Here is a 20,162-nt window from a genome sequence, read left to right as displayed (position 1 = left end):
TTCGCTTTTCAGGGCGAGCTATGGGGGCCACTCAAGACGGCTATCTTTTGCCTGGCACCAATGAAAAGGCCCTCAATATTGAGGGCCTTAAATTCAATGCGGATCCGTCACGCGGGCATTTTTTGCAGCTGTCGAACTCGATCATGGACCACAAATTTAATGATTCCTTTGACATCGTTGGTGCAGTTTTCAAAGGCAAGGCGCGATACCACCTGGCGACCCTCCTTCAGAATCAGCGCCCCGATCAACTCGTCGACGAAGGACTGAGTGACATCGTTCCCAGCGAAATCTATGACAACGCTCTCACCACTGCTGAGCGAGCGTTCGATTTCGGTACGGTAGGGGATCGCTGAAGCTCGCATTCCGTACGTTCGGATAGAACTATCCCTACTTAATCGAATTTGAGTTTGCATGTCGTAACCCCTTGTATTGCATAATCCTTTTTTGCAGCCCGAGAGTTTCAGTTGACGCTGAATCTCCCATTTACCGCTCCTTGCATGATCGACTCTAGCCCTCGAGCTATCAAAAAGCCAGAGCTAGCGGAAATTCAGATCTAGGTCGAGATCGTCGTCAACCTGTCCTGCATCGTCCTTCGGCAGCAAGTCACTGATCGAAATGGTGGGCAGCAGCTCACGGGTACAGCTAAACGCGATCGATACACCATTCCACAGCGCATCATGCAGCTCCTGAGACTGCCGACGCTTTGTGTCATGTATGCCATTGCCGCTCACGATGATCAAACCACCGCCCGCCGCGTCTGCAATTTTTGCGGTAGTTGTTAACCCGATACCTTGGTTCTCGCTACCCAGGATCTGGGCCATCGCACCCCGGTTGCAGCTCACTCGCGGTTTGAGTGCCGCCTCGATCGCGTGCAAATGCGTGCGGTCATGAAGCTCAGGGTGATTCCTCAGTGTCGCGAGAAACCCACACCCATTATCGACGATGGCCATGCGTACAAGGTTCAATTTTGGATAAAACTGACAGGTCAGCCAAACGGCGGCGTCACCACGTCCCTCTCTGCGGGCGTGAGTAAGCGAGTTTTCCAATAGCTCCTTGAGCGAATACTCCAGAGGGCCCCGGTAGGAGTCAAACTCATTCCGTCCCGTGTGCTCGTCGACTGGGGCATCCGGGTCCGATTGAGTCAACCTTCCCGTAATAGCTCTAGCGAGGCGAGAGGCTGCAGCCTCTGCTTGATGGTGTTCGCTGATTTTGGTGATTTCCACCAACGAGGTGCTTCGGTCGTTTCGACGTCCTACCCCCGATAGATCTACACCCTCTACATCAATGTCCTTGAAAAAATCCATCCTGGCCAGGTAGGAGGTCAGGTCTCTGCTCAAAAACTGCATCGAAACTCGCTTCTGGACCAACTGGTTTTCAAACAACGCTCGCAGCGTGGCCATCCCTAACGGATCGATATACGAGAGGTTGCTAGCGTCTAAAACGATGTCACCAGGGCAGTTAATGATTTCTGCGCACACAGAAAACAGGTCATGGGGCGATCTTGAGCCAAGCCCCCAAGGAAGAACGATCGCGTTTTCAATATCGATGGCCTGCATGCAATTCCCTGGCAACGGAGCTAACCCTTTCGGATAGATATAGGGCTCGATAGTAGCCCATTGCCTGCCGGGTAAGCACTCACCTATTTTTTGACGAGTAGTGCCGGCATAGAATTGGCGCGCGGCAGTAGCGGCCTGTGGATGGTGGATCGCGCTCGCCTTGGGCTCAACACGCACGAAGAAAACACGGCCAACGCCCTGCCACGGGTCAGCCATTCAAGCAAAGATGGCCAGATCAAAGCCTTGTGCGAGAGCACTGGAGCAGGTTTGTGAGTCCGCCGAGCAGTTTCATCTCCGACGTCTGCTGTGGGCAAAGGCAAAGCTGGAAGGGGAACAGCGAAGAGTGACCCGATCAGCGCTGTACCGCACCGCATGTATCAGGTCTGGGGCTTGAGCTGTTAGATCGCATAAGGCTACCTTGGCCGGCAACTGGAGAACGAACTGCTCCTCGTCTTCCAATGCGTTGGCGTGGAAGTAACTGAGGAAGTACTCGCTTTGACGGAACTGGTCAGAAGCGATCTCCTCCAGGCGTTACAGCCCACTGGGCAGGCCTTCCTGACAGGCCTGGTAGAAGGGGTCGAGCAAGTATAGGCCGTCCAGGCAGGAAAGCATGGACGGCGTTCCCCACCGGGAGCCGGCGTCGTACTCCTCCAGCGGCTTGGGCACTCCCTCGCCGGGGTACAAGGCAGCCAGCGCATTGTCGAAGGGCAACCACTGGTGCAGCAGCAGGATCAGCAACCTCCAGAAATGATCTATGCCATGACGCTACACCACAACAATAATCGACACGCTTACAGGAGCATTGATTGGCGTCACAGCTGTTCAAGGAGATGTTGTCTAGGCTGGACAATACGGCAGCGGCCGATATTTCCCACCCAGCTTGGGAGTTGATCATGATGGAGCCCATCGCCGTGGTACAGATCTGGCAATACCTTTTTGGCGGACTAAAGGCGGTATTGCACTGATCATGCTGGCCATATTTGGCCTGTTTTATGTGGCTCGTGCACTATGGCCACCTGTCACAGGCACTACAGTTATTTAATTTTGTTGCTCTGTCCGCTGACGCAACTCTTCGGGCACAACCATGGCGGGTATTCTCACCAGAAGGGTGAAAACTCGTCCAAACCGGACAACAAAGGGAACTACTTCATGCACACCGAATCGTGCCAGCATGACCATGACCATGACCACTCGCACCCGTATGAGCAACCGGATGGTAGTCAGCGCGATTTGGTATGCGGTATGACGGTGCCACCGGATAGTCGCTACTTCGAGCTATACGAGGGAAGGACATACCGCTTCTGCAGTGAAAAGTGCCTGACGAAATTCCGCGCAGCGCCTGTGCATTATCTTAGCCCTCCCCAGGACCAAGAACACGCGGGCCATCTCCACTCGGCTGCCCCGCAGCCAAGCAACGCGGCGGACGCCGAATACACTTGCCCGATGCATCCCCAAATCCGCCAGCGTGGGCCGGGCAGTTGCCCAATCTGTGGCATGGCCCTAGAGCCGGTAATACCGGAGCTTGAGGAAGACGAGAACCCGGAACTCAAGGACTTCTCCCGCCGCTTCTGGTGGACCTTGCCCCTGACGGTCATCGTGACCGTGTTGGCCATGACTGCCCACCAACTCCAATTGCTGCATGGTGCCACACAGAATTGGGTGGAGTTGATTCTGGCCACTCCCGTGACACTATGGGCTGGCTGGCCGTTTTTCGTGCGTGGGGTCGCATCGATTCGTAATCGCAGCCCGAATATGTGGACCCTGATAGGTTTGGGAACGGCTGCGGCGTACCTATACAGCGTTGCGGCCACAGTGTTCCCGCAGGTTTTCCCGACGACTTTCATGCAGGATGGCCGCATCGGTGTCTACTTCGAAGCGGCTGCAGTCATCATCTCATTAACGTTGCTCGGCCAAATGCTCGAGCTCAAGGCGCGCTCACAAACCTCCGCCGCCATCAAGTCGCTCCTGGGTCTTGCCCCCAAGACGGCCCGTCGCATCGGGGCCGATGGTCAGGAGGAAGATATTCCGCTCACCCACGTGCATACGGGCGACCACCTGCGCGTTCGCCCTGGCGAGAAGGTGCCGGTCGACGGGGTGGTCCTGGAAGGCGAAAGTGCTATCGATGAATCCATGCTGACAGGCGAGCCCGTGCCAGTGATGAAGAAAGCTGGGGATGCACTCATCGGTGCCACGCTGAATACCCACGGCAGCCTTGTGATGGCGGCGCAGAAGGTCGGCGCCGAGACAGTGCTCTCGCAAATCGTGCAGATGGTCGCGCGGGCTCAGCGCTCGAAAGCCCCGATGCAGCGGATGGCGGACACCGTGGCCGGCTATTTCGTCATGGGGGTGATTCTGGTCGCGCTGGTCACGCTCTTCGGCTGGGGGCTTTTCGGACCGGAGCCTGGCTGGGTCTTCGGCCTGATCAATGCGGTCGCGGTCCTGATCATTGCCTGCCCCTGCGCGCTCGGCCTAGCCACTCCCATGTCGATCATGGTCGCTACCGGGAAGGCTGCCAGCAGTGGCGTGCTCTTCCGAGACGCCAGTGCTATCGAGAACCTCTGCAAGATCGACACGCTGATCGTCGACAAGACCGGGACCCTCACCGAGGGCCGGCCAGTGTTTCATAGCGTGGTCGGTACCGGGCAGTTCATGCCACCCGAAGTCTTGCGCCTTGCCGCCAGCCTGGACCAAGGCAGCGAGCATCCGCTGGCACATGCGATTGTCGATCATGCGCGAGCGCATGGACACAGCTTGTCCAAGCCAGAGGCGTTTGAGTCGGGCTCTGGGATCGGTGTACGTGGCCAGGTGAACGGCAAACGGCTGCAGCTTGGCAACACGACCTTGATGGAAGAGGCTGGCCTCGACACCAGTCCGTTGCGAGACCGCGCCGAGCAGCTGCGTCTGGAAGGCATGAGTATCATGTACTTGGCCGTCGATGGCGTGCTCGCTGGCCTGCTAGCGGTGTCCGATCCGGTCAAACCCACCTCCAAGGAGGCGGTAACCCGGCTACAGGCAGAAGATGTGAAGGTCATCATGGCCACCGGCGACGGCCTGACTACGGCACGTGCGGTCGCGAAACAACTCGGCATCGAGGAAGTCCACGGAGAAGTGAAACCCGAGGACAAGGAGCAACTGGTGGCGCTCCTGCAGGGCGATAAGCGCCGGGTTGCCATGGCAGGAGATGGGATCAACGATGCCCCTGCGCTGGCCCGGGCTGATGTCGGGATCGCCATGGGAACTGGCACCGATGTTGCCATGAACAGCTCCCAGTTGACGCTGGTCAAGGGCGACCTGATGGGCATCCTGCGGGCCAGAACACTATCCGTGGCCACGGTGAAGAACATGCGTCAAAACTTGGGCTTCGCATTCTTCTACAACGCTATGGGCATACCGCTGGCGGCAGGTTTGTTCTACCCGCTTACCGGCCATCTATTGTCACCGATGATTGCGGCATTGGCCATGAGCGTAAGTTCGGCTTCCGTGGTATTCAACGCACTGCGGCTGAAGCGCGTAGTCACAGACTGAAATGGGCACACCGCAACCTATGAGAGGAAGTTCCGCCATCAGCGTTTCAACGCCTGATCCATATGACTGACTGTCTAGGGCTTTGGCCTTAGCGGGTATGTCCGCGAGTTCGGCGCCAATCTGGTCCTGATGGAGGACATCGGGCAACTGCGACGTCCGCCATCTTCTGCCAAGATCGTAAGGGACAATTGTGATGCAGCAGGGGCCGCCGCCAGAGGAGTTGGACAAGATTTCAGGGCGAAGATAAATCCTTTGACCGGGCCTTGACCTTGTCATCGTGTCAAGGTTGAAGCTGTAAATGCGGCGAGAAAAGCCGTACCAGCATGAGAGGCCCGCTATGTTCGTTTTGGAAGTTTCCGGTATGGGATGTGGCAGTTGTGTCAACAAGATCACCAAGGCCATCCAGGCTGCCGATGGCGACGCGAAGGTGATCGTTGATCGTGCTGCCGGTACAGTGAGTGTCCAAAGCAACATCGAGGCGGAACGCGTCGGTGCACTGGTCCAGGCGCTTGGTTACCCAACCAAAGTCAGTCGCTAAGTCTCGTTACCGCTCAGATGGCAAGCCGCCGTGCCATGTTTCATGGCGCGGTTTCTTCATATACAGCCTGATGTCGACTGACTCCGGGTCGGGATAGCCAGCAATACTCCCCAAGAAATGGACGGCCTTCGATCACCCAGTGCCGAGTCAAGCTGTGGACGTTGACGCTGATCAAGAAAATGCTTCGCGATTGGTGTTTATCTTGAGTAAATGTATAGGCCAGCCTGGCTCACATACCCCGGCCCCTCGTTGGAGCTCATTCACAATGATGACTGCCAAGCGGTTTAGTTCTATGGCCTTGGGGATATCCCTGCTCATCCCTCTGGGGCTGGTCATGGCAAACCCTACGGGTAACGTCTACACGGCCAATGAACGGTCCGCTTCCATTAGCCAGGTAAATCTTGCGACAGGTGATGTGAGCACGGTCGCCTTGCCGATCGCACCCCACAACCTACAGGTTTCGCCCGACGGCAGCTTGCTTCTGGTTGTTGGAGTGGCTGGACATGCGGGGCATTCGAGCGGTGAAAAGCCCGGTGGGCAGTTGCTGGTGTTCAGTACCAGCGCGCTGGACAGGCCACCGTTCAGCTTCCCGGCAGGCGATCACCCGGCTCATGTGGTCACCGACGTCACCGGGCTGCGAGCTTTTGTGACCGATTCCGCTGCCAACCAGGTGCGAGTATTTGACCTTGAGCAGCGAATCGAGTTGCCCGGTATTCCAACTGGGCGTTATCCCCATGGGCTGCGCTTGAGCCCTGATGGCCGGACACTCTATATCGCGAACATGAAGAGCGACAGCGTATCGCTTATCGATGTCGTCACACTCAAAGAAACCGCGCAGATTCCCGTGGGCAAAGGCCCTGTCCAGGTCGGCTTTGCCCCTGACGGTCGCCTGGCATTCGTCTCGCTCAGTGCGACAAATCAGCTTGGCATCATCGACACGGCCAGACGCAAGGTGATCAGCAAGGTTGATGTCGGCCGCACGCCAATCCAGATGATGGCCACCGTTGACGGTCGCCAGGTCTATGTCGCGAATCAGGGCAGTGGCCAGAATCCGGACGACCGAGTCTCCATCGTAGATCTCCAGACGCGTAGCAGCCTGGGCACCGTGACCACCGGCAAGGGTGCCCATGGTGTGGCCATCAGCAGCGACGGCGCTTATGTGTTTGTCAGCAATATTGAAGCGGGCACCGTATCTGTCATCGATACGAGCAGCCGAAAGGTCGTTGCTACCCATAAGGTTGGCGCCGGGCCAAACGGGATCAGCTTCGAGCCGCCGAGTGCCCAATAATAGCCCGTCGGTGTACAACCCGAGCACGACGCGAAAAATGAGCATTCACGCCGGCGCAGTAATTTGCTTGTCGTGCCAGGTGAGGCCTAGCGCCCAGACCAAGGCATCCGGCTTTAAAACAGTGCTAAGGAGATGATGATGAACAACGTTCGAAATTTACTGATCGGACTTTGTTTGGCCGCAGCGTCCGTGGGCGCCATGGCGCAAAACACCGATGAACACTCGACACATCACCCGGCCGATGCGCCAAGCGCGGCGGCTACCGAGAAGACGCCTTCTCAGCCAATGGACAAAGGGCAAATGGCGGCGATGGACCAGCAAATGAAGGCCATGCAAGCCATGCACGAAAAGATGGCTGCAGCCAAAACGCCGGAAGCCCGTCAGGCGTTGATGGCCGAGCATATGGCGCTGATGAAAAATGGCATGGCCATGATGAAGTCCATGGAGGGTGGCATGCCTGAAATGGGGGGCATGCATGGCGGCATGGGCGGGGATATGGCCGCCCGCCACCAGATGATGGAAAAGCGCATGGACATGATGGAGTCGATGATGCAGATGATGATGGACCGCATGCCATCTGCTGCATCGAAGTAACCCATCTCCTTTCCCAGGAGTCGCTATGAACCCTCACTTCGATGAAAACGGCTCACCACACAGTTTCTGGCGTTCACGCTATGCAATCGGCCTGGTGGTAATCGGTGGGATCGCCGTCTACTTCCTGCTCACCGAGCACCTTGCCCATGTCGTTGGAGCCCTGCCTTATCTGTTGTTGCTCGCCTGTCCGCTGATGCATGTCTTCATGCATCGAGGACATGGGGGACACCATCACCAGGGCCAGAGCAAACCGGCCCCCTCCGATAAGGCTGATATCCATAAGCCGGGAGATCCATCATGAATCATGGTGAAAGCGCGTATGGCCTCTGGTCGCTGGTTTTCATCAACTCCGCGATCTTCATCATGTTTGCCTTCAGTTTCTTCAAGCCGGCAACGGCGAGAGACTGGAGGAGCTTCGGTGCATTCTCGGCCTTCATCGTTGCCCTGTTTGTGGAAATGTATGGCTTCCCCCTGACGATCTATCTGTTGTCAGGCTGGTTGCAGGCCAGGTTCCCCAACCTCGATCTGCTTTCCCACGAATCCGGCCATCTGTGGTCGACGTTGCTCGGTGACCAGGGCAACCCACACTTCAGTGTTTTGCACATTGCCAGTTACCTATTCCTGGGTTTCGGCTTCTATTTGCTTTCTGCCGCCTGGAACGTGCTATATCACGCGCAACGCCGCCGTTCACTTGCAACGGTCGGGCCCTATGGCTGGATCAGACATCCGCAGTACGTGGCATTTGTGCTGATTCTTCTGGGCTTTCTCCTTCAGTGGCCGACGCTGCTGACGCTGGCAATGTTCCCGGTGTTGCTGGTGATGTACGGGCGTTTGGCGGTTTCCGAAGAGCGGGAAATGCACAAGCAGTTTGGCGCTGCCTACGAAGCTTATACCCGCGTTACGCCTAGGTTCGTTCCGCACCTGCGCGAAAGGTTGGGTGGGGGTCATAGAGGCTGAAGCGTAGGACGAAGGAGCTACATGCCAGGAGGGTTTCAGCGGCAGTGTTTCTAGCGGGAATAGGGTATCCAAAGTCTGTTTGCTCGGATAACACTCTGAGTTGTCGCGGGTTTTCTTGTCGACAAGCTCGGTGGAATCCTTGTTGGCGTTCGGATAACTCAGGCAGTTGGATGACTTTGCGATGCCCTGTCCGCTTTCGACCCATATAGATCGTGATGCACGAAGATCTCTGCTCAAACGTCAGCTACTACTCTGATCTGAATGCATCCCGGCTACAGAGCGCAAAGACCAACTAGCGTCCCGAGGCACAGAGCTGAAGGCGGCGCGGTCAGGAATTGCGGCAGCACTTTTTCCAAAGTTTGGCTAAATGACCCTGCCTATCAGCTCTAATAGGCAGGGTTAGAAGTCAATCCGTCACTGCTTGCGAATGCCTACGATCGTCGCTGTGCCCCCATTCATTCGGAAATCGAAGCTGACCTTGTCGCCTACCTTGAGTCCCTTGAGTTGCTGCTCGGTAGCGCTGAAGCCCATGGTCATTGCCGGCCATTTCAGGGCTGATACTGGTCCATGCGCCAAGGTAACTTTACCTGGTTCCAAAGCTTTGATGGTTCCCTCAGCCGATGCAGTCGGAGCCGCCTGGCTGCCTTGGGTCTCGTTGCCTTCCATGGGCATATTCTTCATATCCGTGCCATACATGTCTTGGGCCTGCACCGCCGCCGCAACGGCGAACACCAGGCCAGCGCTGATCAGTAGCTTCTTCATCGGGTTACTCCTGTTTGGGGGTTATCGTGTACAGCGAGTCCGCGGCGCCTGACGAGCCAGTAAGCCGCAGGGATTACAAATAGTGAGAGCAAAGGCGCGGTGAGCATGCCGCCGACCATGGGTACAGCGATCCGGCTCATGACTTCGCTGCCGGTACCGCTACTCCAGAGGATTGGCATCAAGCCTGCGACGATCACTGCTACGGTCATGGCTTTGGGGCGGATGCGCTGCACGGCCCCTTCGCGGATAGCATCCAGAAGCGCAGGTTGCCCCTGCGTACCGTTGCCGTTTCGTTCAGTCCAGGCATTGTTGAGGTAGATCAGCATGATGACTCCAAACTCTGCTGCGACCCCAGCCAAGGCGATAAAACCGACACCCGTGGCCACCGACAGGTTGTAGCCCATCATGTACAGCAGCCATACGCCGCCGGTTAGCGCAAATGGCAAGGTAGCCATGATCAGCAGCGCTTCACCGAGGCGGCCAAACGTGAGGTAGAGAAGGACGAAAATAATGGCCAGCGTCGCCGGTACTACCCATGCTAAGCGCGCATTGGCGCGCTCCAGGTATTCGAACTGCCCGGAATAGCTCAAGCTTATGCCAGGATCGAGCTTCACCTGCTGATCGACTAGCCGGCGCAGGTCGGCAACGACGGAGGACAGGTCCCGTCTCCGCACGTCGATATACACCCAGCCCGAGGGGCGCGCGTTTTCACTCTTGAGCATGGGTGGACCGTCCGCAATACGCACCCGTGCCACGGTTCCCAGTGTGATTCGCCCCCCTTGGCTGGTGTAAATCGGTAGCTGCCGCAGGGCATCAACAGAGTCACGCCACTCCCGTGGGTACCGAACACTGATGGGATATCGCGCCAGGCCTTCTACGGTTTCGCCGATGTTTTCGCCCCCAACGGCGCCGGCAACAATCGCTTGGACATCAGCAATGTTCAGGCCGTAACGCGCTGCGAATTGGCGGTCGATATCCAGATCGATGTAGCGTCCACCGGTTAATCGCTCGGCGAGGGCGGAAGTCACCCCTGGAACCGTTTTGGCCACCTTCTCGATAGCCAGAGTCACCCGGTCGATCTCATTCAAATTGCTGCCGGCAACCTTTACGCCGATCGGGCTTTTGATACCGGTTGCGAGCATGTCGATACGGTTTCGAATCGGTGGGATCCAGATATTGGTTAGCCCAGGTACCTGCACGGTACGGTCCAGCTCTTCGATCAGCTTCTCAGTGGTCATCCCTGCTCGCCACTGATCCTTCGGTTTAAGTCGGACAGTCGTCTCGAACATCTCCAGCGGGGCCGGGTCGGTCGCTGATTCAGCCCGGCCCGCTTTACCGAAGACACTGGCGACCTCCGGTACCGTTCGGATCAGCCGGTCCGTACGTTGCAAAAGCTCAGAGGCTTTCTGCGCCGAAAGACCTGGCAGGGCAGTCGGCATGTACAGCAAATCGCCTTCATCCAGTGGCGGCAAGAATTCGCCGCCGAGCTGGCTCAGGGGCCAGACACTGCTGAGCAAAATCAACAGTGCACCCGCCAACGTGAGCTTTGGCCGGCGTAGAACGATCTCCAATGCTGGGCGATAGAGCCGTATCAGGGTTCGATTGAGTGGGTTGCGCTCTTCTGCCGGTAAACGACCCCGAATCCAGTACCCCATCAGCACGGGTACCAGGGTAACCGAAAGGCCCGCTGCTGCTGCCATTGCATAAGTCTTGGTGAATGCGAGGGGCGCAAACAGCCTTCCCTCCTGAGCCTGCAAGGTGAATACCGGTATGAAGGACAGCGTAATGATCATGAGGCTGAAGAACAGCGCAGGCCCGACCTCGACTGCTGCCTCAGTCATCACTTTCCAATGATCTTCGCCACGCAACGACTTTCCAGGGTGCCACGTATGCCAAGCCTCAACCCGTTTGTGCGCGTTCTCAATCATCACCACAGCGGCGTCCACCATCGCACCGATTGCAATGGCTATGCCCCCAAGCGACATGATGTTGGCGTTGATGCCCTGGTGGCGCATGACGATCAGGGCAATGAGGACACCAACCGGAAGCGAGACGATGGCGACCAACGATGAGCGCAGATGCCAAAGAAATGCAGCGCACACCAGTGCGACCACGATGAACTCTTCAATCAGCTTCTGGCTCAGATTTTCCACAGCACGATCGATCAACTGGCTACGGTCGTAGGTAGTGACCAGCTCGACCCCGGCAGGCAGGCTTTTTTCCAGCGATTCAAGCTTGGATTTGACGTGAGCGATGGCATCTTTCGCATTCTTGCCACTGCGCAGAATTACTACGCCGCCCACCGCTTCGCCCTGTCCATCAAGCTCGCCGATGCCGCGACGTGCCTCAGGGCCCAGCTGTACAGTGGCTACATCGCCCAGTGTTACGGGTATACCCTTCGCAGCCAGGCGCAGGGGAATGGCTCGGAAATCATCGAGTGACTTCAGATAGCCGGAAGCCCTTACCATGAACTCAGCTTCGCCTTGTTCGAGCACGCCGCCACCGGTTTCCTGATTGGCCTTGGCGATGGCGTCCGAAACCTCAACTTGAGTGATTCCCAAGCTGGCCATGCGCAGCGGATCGAGCACTACCTGGTACTGCTTGACCATCCCGCCTATCGTCGCCACTTCGGCAACGTCCGGAAGAGTTTTCAACTCGAAGCGCAGGAACCAGTCCTGAAGGCTGCGCAGCTGTGCCAGGTCATGGGTACCACTGCGGTCCACCAGCGCATACTGGTAGATCCAGCCTACACCAGTGGCATCGGGTCCGAGCACTGGCTTAGCGGACGCCGGTAATCGAGACTGAACCTGGCTTAGGTATTCGAGCACCCTGGACCGCGCCCAATAGAGATCTGTGCCGTCCTCAAACAACACATATACGAAGCTGTCTCCAAATGCTGAAAAGCCCCGCACTGTCTTGGCTCCGGGTACGGAAAGCATTGTGGTGGTCAGGGGATATGTCACCTGATTTTCCACGATCTGCGGTGCCTGCCCTGGGTAGGAGGTGCGGATAATCACCTGCACATCTGACAGGTCAGGCAACGCGTCGATCGGCAAACTGCGCAGAGAGAAAACGCCCCAAGCTACGGCAAACAGTGTTGCCAGCAGGACCAGGACGCGGTTGCCAACCGACCAACGAATCAGGTTCGCGATCATGGCTGGTTCTCCTGCTGGGTTATTTGCTCGATGACCATGCCTTCATCGCGCTCGCGCACTCCAAACCGGATGCGTTCGCCAACCTTGAGTCCGGCAATCAAGCGGGGATCTGCCACAGGGAAAGTCATCGTCATACCAGGCATGCCCAGCGTCACGAACGGTCCATGAGCGATGGTCAGCTGATTACCTTCTATTTGAACGATGCGCCCATTGGCCTGATGTAGAGCCGGCTGTACAGGTTGCGCAAGTGGAGCATCGCCAGCAGTAACGGCCTCGATACCTTTCAAGCTCGCTTCGGAGTCCAGCAGAAACTGCCCGGACGCCACAACGCGCTGGCCCGCCTGAAGGCCTCGCAGCACGACCACCTGGCCAGCACTTTCCTGGCCGAGCACTACTTCCACCGGCCGGAATCGACCTCCGTCTTCTGACACCATTACGAGATCGCGTTTCCCCGTCCGAATGATCGCCTCGGCTGGCACCAGTAGGCTGTCATCCTGTTGCCCGGACGGATGGAGGGAAACCTGCGCGGTCATGCCTGGGCGCAACCGGCCGCCGGGGTTGGGCAGTTCTATACGAAGCCGCAAGGTGCGGCTTTGCAGATCCGCATCAGCCAGCAATGCGGTCAGCTTGCCGGGAACAGGTTCGCCTGGGAACGCTGCCAGATTCGCCTGCACTGCCTGTCCTTCCTGTAGGCCTTGGGCTTGCGCTTCAGGTACTGCGGCCTCAAGCCAGACGTTCGCGATACCATTGATCTTCGCCAACGTTGCACCCGGTGTCATTGTCATGCCTGGCCGCAATTCCAGAGCCTGAAGGACGCCTGCTGTTGGGGCCAAGAGCGTTACCGAATTCTGGACCCTTCCCGTACGGTCAATCCGGTTGATAAGATCGGCAGGCATACCCGCCAGCAGTAGTCGTTGCCGAGCTGCAGCGCGCAATTCATTGTCCCCAGATCGCTGAAGCGCCAGGTACTCTTCCTGCAAGCCCGCCCATTCAGGCGTCAACACATCTGCCAATGGGGCGCCCTTGGCAACCACGTCGCCTGTAGCGCGGCCATAGGTGCGTTCGACGTAGCCACCGGTACGAGCCTGCAGAACGCTAAAATCCCGCTCATCGAAGGTAAGCACGCCGCTCACCTGGAGGGTTCGAGCAAGCTGCCCTTTCGCTACGGTAGCCAGACGGACCCCCAGGTTTTGTTGGAGCCCCTGTGAAACTTGAACTGCGGGGCTCACCTCAGCAGCGGTGCTTTCCTGGTACTTCGGCACCAGTGGCATGTCCATGAAGGGCGACTTGCCCGGTGCTGGAAAGTGCTGCTGGGGGTACATCGGGTCATACCAATACAGCACCTTCTGTAGCGTTTCAGGGGAGGCAGTGGACACCTGCCCACGCTTTGCTAGCTGATAGCCAACGCCACCGCCGATAGCCAACGCGGCCAATACCACAAGGCTGATAGTTGAATTTCTCATGCGCGCACCTCTCCATACGCGAAGTGCAGCCGTGCAGCTGTCGCGGCCAACTGTCCTTGCAGATCGATGTCTTGCAGTCGTGTTTCAACCCGCTGACGTCGAGCGGTGAGAACCTCACTTAAGGGTGATTTACCGGCTCGATAGTCAGCAAGGGCGAGGCGGACTCGATCCTCCGCTAGCGGTAACAATGTTTCACGGCTGCGCTGCACTGCTCGCTGCAATCGCTGGTAATCCGCAAGATCTGTCTCCAGCTGCGCTTTATGCTCACGCAATGCCGCTTCCTGTTCGTCCTCCAGTTGCCGGACTTGTGCGCGACGTGCCGCGATCATCGGGTCCTGCCGTGAGCCAGCGAACAAGGGCAGTTGGAAACTTACCTGCAGGCTCACCATATTGCTGAATTCAGGCCCGCGCCGCTGGTAATCCACCTGCCACCCCCAGTCCGACTTCTTTTCTGCCAAGGCTTGGTGCACTTGAGCTTGTGCTTCCCGCGTAAGGGCGTTGTAGGTCGCCAATTCTGGATGTGCATGTATAGCGTGTAGATAGTCCGGCGCGCTCACTGGCCAGCGCGGAAATGCTTGAGCTTGCGGATCAGCATCCTCTCCAATCCATCGCTTGAGTGCAGCCCGTGCCTGAGCGGCCTGTGTGAGCAGAACATCTTTTTGCTCATCGAGTTGCGCAGCTTCCTGGTCAGGAGCAAGTGCGTCGGCCGTCGCGCCGGTACCGCCGGCCAGGCGTGCGCGGATTGCTGCGGCCAACAGACGGTTTTCTTTGTAGAAGTCCTCAAACTGCTGCAGTTTCCGTTGAACGGTGTACGCCGCGACCCAAGCTTGGGCTGTGGCAGCACGCACTTTTAAGCGCTCGAACACCGCCTCTGCATCGGCTCGCTCAACGCTCGCTCGTGCCGTCTCAACTCGTGCCTCCCGCTTGTCCCGGTTTGGTACTTCCTGGGAGAGGCCGACAACCTGCATCGTCATGAAATCGCGGTTCATGCTCCAACGATCACTGCCGTCAACAGGAAGGTTCTGCACTCCTAGGTTGAGACGTGGATCAGGCAGCTCGCCTGCTGGGATCACAGCGTGTCGAGCGGCCGTCATTTGCTCTTGCCTGGCCTGGAGGATGGGGGCATTGCGTTCGGCAAGTTGAAGCGCTTCCTCCAGAGACAACGGTGTAGCCTGAGCCGGTAACGTCGACAACAGGCTGATCAGAGCGGCCAGACATGCCATCCCTAATCGGTAACGTGGGGGAGTCATGGAAATGATTCCTCAAAAAATCAGCGCGCAAGCGCATGCCATCATCCGGCTGCAAAACAGGACGATGGGGTGAATTTAAGAGGTAATCAGGCGCGGGGTGGCCGCCAAGGGTCAGGAGGCGCCCTGTTTACGAGGCTCACCGCATAGGTATCTACTGGCCTAGGCGCAGAATAGGTGAGCGTGGGGTTAATTATTTCGACCTGAACTGTGCTCGCGGTTCTACACTCCTGGCCCACTTTGCAGGCTTTGGAGTGGTCGGCAGCTGATCCTGGATCAGTATCCTGGCAACAATCGTGATCCATCCCCGCCATCATCTCCATCCCCATGGTTTGCATGGGGCATGGTTCAATGGCTGAGTCGACTCCCGCCATGCCGTTGAGAGGAAGCGATGCGATTAGAAGCAGGATGGTGAACAGTCGTAGGAGCCGGTTCATGATGGCCGAGTATAGGTTACACGCATGAAATGAGCATTAAGCCGTTTGAGGCTTGGAAGTGGATAGTTTGGCGTGCGGCAGAGCGATGTGAAAACTCGTCACGCCGTCAGCGGAGGTACACCAAATTCGCCCACCATGAGCCTCGATGATCGAACGCGTTATGGCCAGACCCAAGCCGGCGTTGCTTGGGCTTCCTTCCCGCCTTGCAGGGTCAGCGCGATAGAACCGGTCGAAGATTTTGTTGATATGTTCCGGATCAATCGTGGCCCCATTGTTCTGGACGGACAGGTTCACTTGATCAGCCGCCTCGACAATCCGGACGGCGATATCGTGGCCTTCGGGGGTATAGCGCAAAGCGTTGGATAGAATGTTGGAAACCGCCCGGTCAATCATTAGCCGGTCACCACGGATCGTACCTTCGCCTTGAAGGGCAAGCCGAATGCTTCGGTCTTCGGCTGCAAGCTGGTAGTACTCAATCAGTCTGGACACTAGCCCGACCAGATCGATATCAACCTGCTCGGGGATGATCAAGCCGTTATCAGCTTTTGCCAGGAACAGCATGTCATCGATCATGCGCGACATGCGCTTGAGGTCTTCAAGATTGGAGTAGAGGTTGTCTTCGTAGGCATCGAGGTCGCGTTTTTTGGTCAGAACGACTTCGGTATGCGTCAGAAGATTACTTACCGGAGTCCGCAGCTCATGTGCGATGTCGGCTGAGAAGTTTGATAGCCGGACGAACGCGTCTTCCAGGCGTGCAAGCATTCCGTTGAAGGAGAGGATCAGCTCCTGCAATTCAAGCGGCACGGGCTCCAATGGAATTCGCTCGCGAAGGGACCGGGCAGACATGGATGTCGCCACCTTGGTGATCTGCCCAACCGGCCGAAGACCGCTCTTGGCCACGATCCACCCCAATCCTGCACTAACCAGAGCGCTGATGACCAAGCCAATGCCGAACCACCATTGCAGCGTCTTGAAAAAGTGGGCATGGCTGGTGACATCCAGCATCAACATGACTGTTACCGGCGCCTGCGCCTGCGCTATAGCCAGTTGAGAGGTAATCCCCCGGAAGTTCCGCGAGTCGATTTGCCAGTCCCAAACGGCGCCAGAAGAGGCCTGCTTAAAGCGCTCAGGGATGCGGGATGCCTTGGAGTCCGAGAACAGGACAGTACCGTCAGCATCAAGAATCTCCGCAGAAAGGTCCTGATGAGCCCCCAACAAAGCACGCAGTTGAGGCTCCTGATCCTCAAGTTCATCACGTGCTGCTGAAAGTGAAAGGATGTGCCGGGTGGATTCGAGTTTCTCGGCCAGGGCTTGCTCATCCAGCATCTGGAAATGGTGCTGACTGAGCATGTAGAAGCTCACGCCGGCAACGACCAATACGGCGATGACCGCGAACATGAACATGAGGGTAAGGCGTTTAACGAGCGACGATTGGGCGCGCATTACTCGGGAACATCCATCAGATAGCCCATGCCACGAACTGTATGTATGAGCTTGGGGGCGAAATCGTCATCAATCTTGGCCCGCAACCTACGAACAGCAACCTCGATCACGTTAGTGTCGCTGTCGAAGTTCATATCCCACACCTGCGATGCGATCAGGGACTTCGGCAGTACCTCGCCGCGTCGGCGCATGAGTAGTTCCAGTAAGGAGAACTCCTTGGCTGTGAGGTCGATCCGCTTGCCATTTCGGGTGGCCCGGCGCTTAAGCAGGTCTACCTCCAGGTCAGCCATCTTCATAGTGGTCTGAGCATAGCCACTGCTGCCTCTTCGCAGCAAAGTGCGCACACGCGCTAGCAGTTCCGAGAATGCAAAGGGTTTGACCAGGTAATCGTCAGCCCCGAGTTCTAACCCTTTCACGCGATCGTCCACGCCATCACGGGCCGTCAAAAACAAGACTGGGACCTCTTTCCCTGCCGCACGTACCATCCGCAGCACCTCCCAGCCGTCTAGCCCCGGCATCATTACATCAAGAATCAGCAGGTCATACGCCTCGCTCAAAGCGTATTGCAGCGCGTCGGTCCCTGTGACCACACGATCGACGGTAAAGCCTGCCTCCGTCAGCCCTTGCTGCAGGTAGGCCCCGATTTTTGGCTCATCTTCGGCTACGAGTAATTTCATCTGCTGCGCCCCCTTGGATGCCCTTCAGTGTGCAGCAAAAAAGGCACCCAACCAGAAGCTGACGGAAAAGTAATGTCGGGCTCAGCTTGCTGACAGTGCCGGGTAGCTAGCTTGAGCACTGTGAACGGCGCCAATCAGGCGAAACTGACCCTTAGAGGAAACGCAAATGAACATGATCAAAGCGATTGTGATGGTAGTCACCTTCGGCATGGCGAGCCTCGCCCTGGCTGAAGGCGGCGCGGATCGCACCTTCGCCAGGATGGAAGCTGCACGTGCATCTTCCATGCAGGCTTACCAGGTTGCTCAGGAGAAAAAAGCAGAGGCTCCTGTTACCGCCCAAAGCCAAAAGCACCCCGGCCACGAGAGCTGCTGAGCTTAGCTTACAGAAATGTAATCACCCCGGAATCTGAACTATGTCAGCTTTCGGGGTATTGCCTCCCGCAATCCTTGTGCTTTGGCGAAAGTCTACGAGGCTTGGGGGAGCTCAATTGAAACCAGATGGCTGCGGATCCCGCAGTCTGGATATCAGCGATCTACCTGATTGGACGCAACGGCATGCAAAGCAAAACCACGAGACGTTCATTCGTCAAAGGCCTGGCTGCTACCGGACTACTGGGTGGGCTGGGCATGTGGCGCGCGCCGGTCTGGGCCGTAACCAGCCCTGGCCAGCCTAACGTACTGACCGGCACCGATTTTGACCTGTACATCGGGGAGCTCCCGGTGAACATTACCGGGGCAGCTCGAACGGCGATGGCCATCAACGGTTCGCTGCCAGGACCAATACTCCGTTGGCGCGAAGGCGACACGGTCACGCTACGGGTTCGCAACCGCTTGAAGCAGGACACGTCCATCCACTGGCACGGCATCATCCTGCCGGCGAATATGGACGGCGTGCCGGGTCTAAGCTTCCATGGCATCGCTCCCGACGGCATGTACGAGTACAAGTTCAAGGTCCACCAGAACGGCACCTACTGGTACCACAGCCATTCGGGCTTCCAGGAGCAGGTCGGTGTTTACGGTGCGCTGGTGATTGATGCCAAGGATCCAGAGCCTTTCACCTACGATCGTGACTATGTCGTCATGCTGAGTGATTGGACCGACGAAGACCCGGCGCGGGTTATGTCCAAGCTCAAAAAACAGTCGGACTATTACAACTTCCACAAGCGCACCGTTGGCGACTTCGTCGACGACGTGAGCGAGAAAGGTTGGTCTGCTGCTGTGGCCGATCGAAAGATGTGGGCCGAGATGAAGATGAGCCCAACCGATCTCGCTGACGTGAGCGGGCACACCTACACCTACCTCATGAACGGCCAGGCGCCAAATGGGAACTGGACGGGAATCTTCAAGCCAGGGGAGAAAATCCGGCTTCGCTTTATCAATGGCTCGGCGATGACCTATTTCGACGTGCGGATCCCCGGCTTGAAAATGACGGTTGTCGCAGCCGACGGTCAGTACGTTAAGCCAGTGTCGATCGATGAATTCCGGATTGCCGTTGCTGAAACCTACGATGTCATTGTCGAGCCTGAAAACGAGCAGGCTTACACCATCTTTGCTCAATCCATGGATCGCACCGGCTATTCAAGGGGTACCTTGGCTGTCCGTGAGGGCCTGCAGGCACCGGTGCCGGCTGTAGATCCAAGGCCTCTCATCTCCATGAGTGATATGGGGATGGACCACGGCAGCATGGGTGGCATGGATCACGGCAGCATGGCCGGTATGGACCACAGCAAGATGGCTGGCATGGACCACGGCAGCATGGCCGGTATGGACCATAGCAAGATGGCTGGCATGGACCACGGCAGCATGGCCGGTATGGACCATAGCAAGATGGCTGGCATGGACCACGGCAGCATGGCCGGTATGGACCATAGCAAGATGGCTGGCATGGACCACGGCAGCATGGCCGGTATGGACCATAGCAAGATGGCTGGCATGGACCACGGCAACATGACCGGTATGGACCAAAGCAATATGGCCGCCAGCGGTGCCATGCAGAACCATCCCGCCTCCGAAACAAACAACCCTCTGGTCGATATGCAGACCATGACCCCTACGCCAAAGCTGAGCGATCCGGGGATCGGGCTTCGCGATAACGGGCGTCGGGTTCTCACGTATTCGGATTTGCGTAGCACCTTCATCGACCCTGACGGCCGGGAACCTGGCCGGACAATCGAACTGCACCTTACCGGGCATATGGAAAAGTTCGCTTGGTCCTTCGATGGGATCAAGTTTTCTGACGCAGAGCCGCTGCGGCTCAAGTACGGCGAGCGCCTGCGTATTACCTTGGTCAACGACACCATGATGACTCACCCCATCCATCTGCACGGCATGTGGAGTGACCTGGAGGATGAGGACGGCAATTTCATGGTGCGAAAACACACGATCGATATGCCGCCTGGCTCGAAACGAAGCTATCGCGTAACCGCAGATGCACTCGGGCGCTGGGCCTATCACTGTCACCTCATGTACCACATGGAGATGGGCATGTTCCGAGAAGTCCGCGTGGACGAATGAACTGGA

17 protein-coding genes and 3 pseudogenes are annotated in these 20,162 nt (G+C 57.4%); 11 read left to right on the top strand and 9 right to left on the bottom strand.

All coding sequences use genetic code 11. From position 1 onward, the window contains the following. The first annotated feature begins 20 nt into the window (after positions 1-20). Entirely contained in the window at positions 21-353 is a 333-nt protein-coding gene (locus E5221_RS00175) for a hypothetical protein (RefSeq protein ID WP_012269851.1), read from the top strand. 183 nt (positions 354-536) lie between these two features. Here E5221_RS00175 and E5221_RS00170 read toward each other — a convergent pair whose 3' ends face one another. Together E5221_RS00170 and E5221_RS00165 are read right to left on the bottom strand one after the other, a co-directional pair. After that, positions 537-1,556: an ATP-binding protein gene (locus tag E5221_RS00170; RefSeq protein ID WP_015268415.1), complete on the bottom strand. Its 1,020-nt coding sequence runs from the start codon at positions 1,554-1,556 to the stop codon at positions 537-539. Positions 1,557-1,979: 423 nt separating this feature from the next. Next, a pseudogene (locus tag E5221_RS00165) lies at positions 1,980-2,315 on the bottom strand (helix-turn-helix transcriptional regulator); the annotation flags it as partial. A gap of 47 nt (positions 2,316-2,362) precedes the next feature. On the opposite strand from E5221_RS00165, the gene E5221_RS00160 reads away from it, so the two are divergent. From E5221_RS00160 to E5221_RS00125, 8 genes and pseudogenes are all read left to right on the top strand, one after another. Beyond that, the gene (locus E5221_RS00160; protein WP_011953098.1) at positions 2,363-2,521 is read left to right on the top strand and encodes a hypothetical protein; all 159 of its coding nucleotides are present in this window, start codon (positions 2,363-2,365) and stop codon (positions 2,519-2,521) included. Between the two features lie 2 nt (positions 2,522-2,523). After that, positions 2,524-2,657: pseudogene (locus tag E5221_RS00155) on the top strand (DUF2933 domain-containing protein); the annotation flags it as partial. A gap of 48 nt (positions 2,658-2,705) precedes the next feature. After that, positions 2,706-5,081, top strand: a complete 2,376-nt coding sequence (locus tag E5221_RS00150; protein WP_011953097.1) for a heavy metal translocating P-type ATPase — start codon at positions 2,706-2,708, stop codon at positions 5,079-5,081. 337 nt (positions 5,082-5,418) lie between these two features. Beyond that, on the top strand, positions 5,419-5,619 hold the full coding sequence (locus tag E5221_RS00145; RefSeq protein ID WP_004575963.1) for a heavy-metal-associated domain-containing protein: 201 nt from the start codon (positions 5,419-5,421) through the stop codon (positions 5,617-5,619). A 265-nt stretch (positions 5,620-5,884) separates the two neighbouring features. After that, positions 5,885-6,907 (top strand): cytochrome D1 domain-containing protein, encoded by a 1,023-nt coding sequence (locus tag E5221_RS00140; protein ID WP_011953096.1) that lies wholly within the window; start codon positions 5,885-5,887, stop codon positions 6,905-6,907. Positions 6,908-7,045: 138 nt separating this feature from the next. Next, positions 7,046-7,501: a hypothetical protein gene (locus E5221_RS00135; protein WP_011953095.1), complete on the top strand. Its 456-nt coding sequence runs from the start codon at positions 7,046-7,048 to the stop codon at positions 7,499-7,501. A gap of 25 nt (positions 7,502-7,526) precedes the next feature. Beyond that, positions 7,527-7,802, top strand: a complete 276-nt coding sequence (locus tag E5221_RS00130) for a DUF2933 domain-containing protein (RefSeq protein ID WP_011953094.1) — start codon at positions 7,527-7,529, stop codon at positions 7,800-7,802. Then, on the top strand, positions 7,799-8,458 hold the full coding sequence (locus E5221_RS00125; RefSeq protein ID WP_011953093.1) for an isoprenylcysteine carboxylmethyltransferase family protein: 660 nt from the start codon (positions 7,799-7,801) through the stop codon (positions 8,456-8,458). The genes E5221_RS00130 and E5221_RS00125 overlap by 4 nt, the downstream gene beginning before the upstream one ends. Before the next feature lie 33 nt (positions 8,459-8,491). Here E5221_RS00125 and E5221_RS00120 read toward each other — a convergent pair. From E5221_RS00120 to E5221_RS00085, 7 genes and pseudogenes are all read right to left on the bottom strand, one after another. Then, a pseudogene (locus E5221_RS00120) lies at positions 8,492-8,641 on the bottom strand (polyamine ABC transporter substrate-binding protein); the annotation flags it as partial. 231 nt (positions 8,642-8,872) lie between these two features. Continuing rightward, positions 8,873-9,220, bottom strand: coding sequence for a copper-binding protein (locus tag E5221_RS00115; protein ID WP_011953092.1), 348 nt, complete (start codon positions 9,218-9,220; stop codon positions 8,873-8,875). Continuing rightward, positions 9,217-12,375: an efflux RND transporter permease subunit gene (locus E5221_RS00110; RefSeq protein WP_011953091.1), complete on the bottom strand. Its 3,159-nt coding sequence runs from the start codon at positions 12,373-12,375 to the stop codon at positions 9,217-9,219. Before E5221_RS00110 ends, E5221_RS00115 begins: the two co-directional genes overlap by 4 nt. Next, complete coding sequence (locus tag E5221_RS00105; protein ID WP_011953090.1) at positions 12,372-13,838, bottom strand: efflux RND transporter periplasmic adaptor subunit; 1,467 nt, start codon at positions 13,836-13,838, stop codon at positions 12,372-12,374. Before E5221_RS00105 ends, E5221_RS00110 begins: the two co-directional genes overlap by 4 nt. Continuing rightward, a complete protein-coding gene (locus E5221_RS00100) occupies positions 13,835-15,088 on the bottom strand; it encodes a TolC family protein (protein ID WP_011953089.1) in 1,254 nt (417 codons plus the stop codon). The genes E5221_RS00105 and E5221_RS00100 overlap by 4 nt, the downstream gene beginning before the upstream one ends. Before the next feature lie 470 nt (positions 15,089-15,558). After that, a complete protein-coding gene (locus tag E5221_RS00090; protein WP_247846745.1) occupies positions 15,559-16,965 on the bottom strand; it encodes a heavy metal sensor histidine kinase in 1,407 nt (468 codons plus the stop codon). Continuing rightward, positions 16,965-17,642 carry a heavy metal response regulator transcription factor gene (locus E5221_RS00085; protein WP_011953086.1) on the bottom strand — a complete coding sequence of 226 codons (678 nt, stop codon included), beginning with the start codon at positions 17,640-17,642 and terminating at the stop codon, positions 16,965-16,967. The genes E5221_RS00090 and E5221_RS00085 overlap by 1 nt, the downstream gene beginning before the upstream one ends. A 166-nt stretch (positions 17,643-17,808) precedes the next feature. On the opposite strand from E5221_RS00085, the gene E5221_RS00080 reads away from it, so the two are divergent. Both E5221_RS00080 and E5221_RS00075 read left to right on the top strand, forming a co-directional pair. Next, positions 17,809-18,015 (top strand): co-regulatory protein PtrA N-terminal domain-containing protein, encoded by a 207-nt coding sequence (locus tag E5221_RS00080; RefSeq protein WP_011953085.1) that lies wholly within the window; start codon positions 17,809-17,811, stop codon positions 18,013-18,015. A gap of 182 nt (positions 18,016-18,197) precedes the next feature. Further along, the gene (locus E5221_RS00075) at positions 18,198-20,156 is read left to right on the top strand and encodes a copper resistance system multicopper oxidase (RefSeq protein ID WP_012269846.1); all 1,959 of its coding nucleotides are present in this window, start codon (positions 18,198-18,200) and stop codon (positions 20,154-20,156) included. Positions 20,157-20,162: the final 6 nt, after the last annotated feature.

Source organism: Pseudomonas sp. A2, assembly GCF_023100865.1.
Taxonomy (GTDB): Bacteria; Pseudomonadota; Gammaproteobacteria; order Pseudomonadales; family Pseudomonadaceae; genus Aquipseudomonas; species Aquipseudomonas asiatica.
The sequence above is the reverse complement of the archived record's forward strand: the minus strand, read 5'-3'. Positions and strand labels throughout refer to the sequence as shown.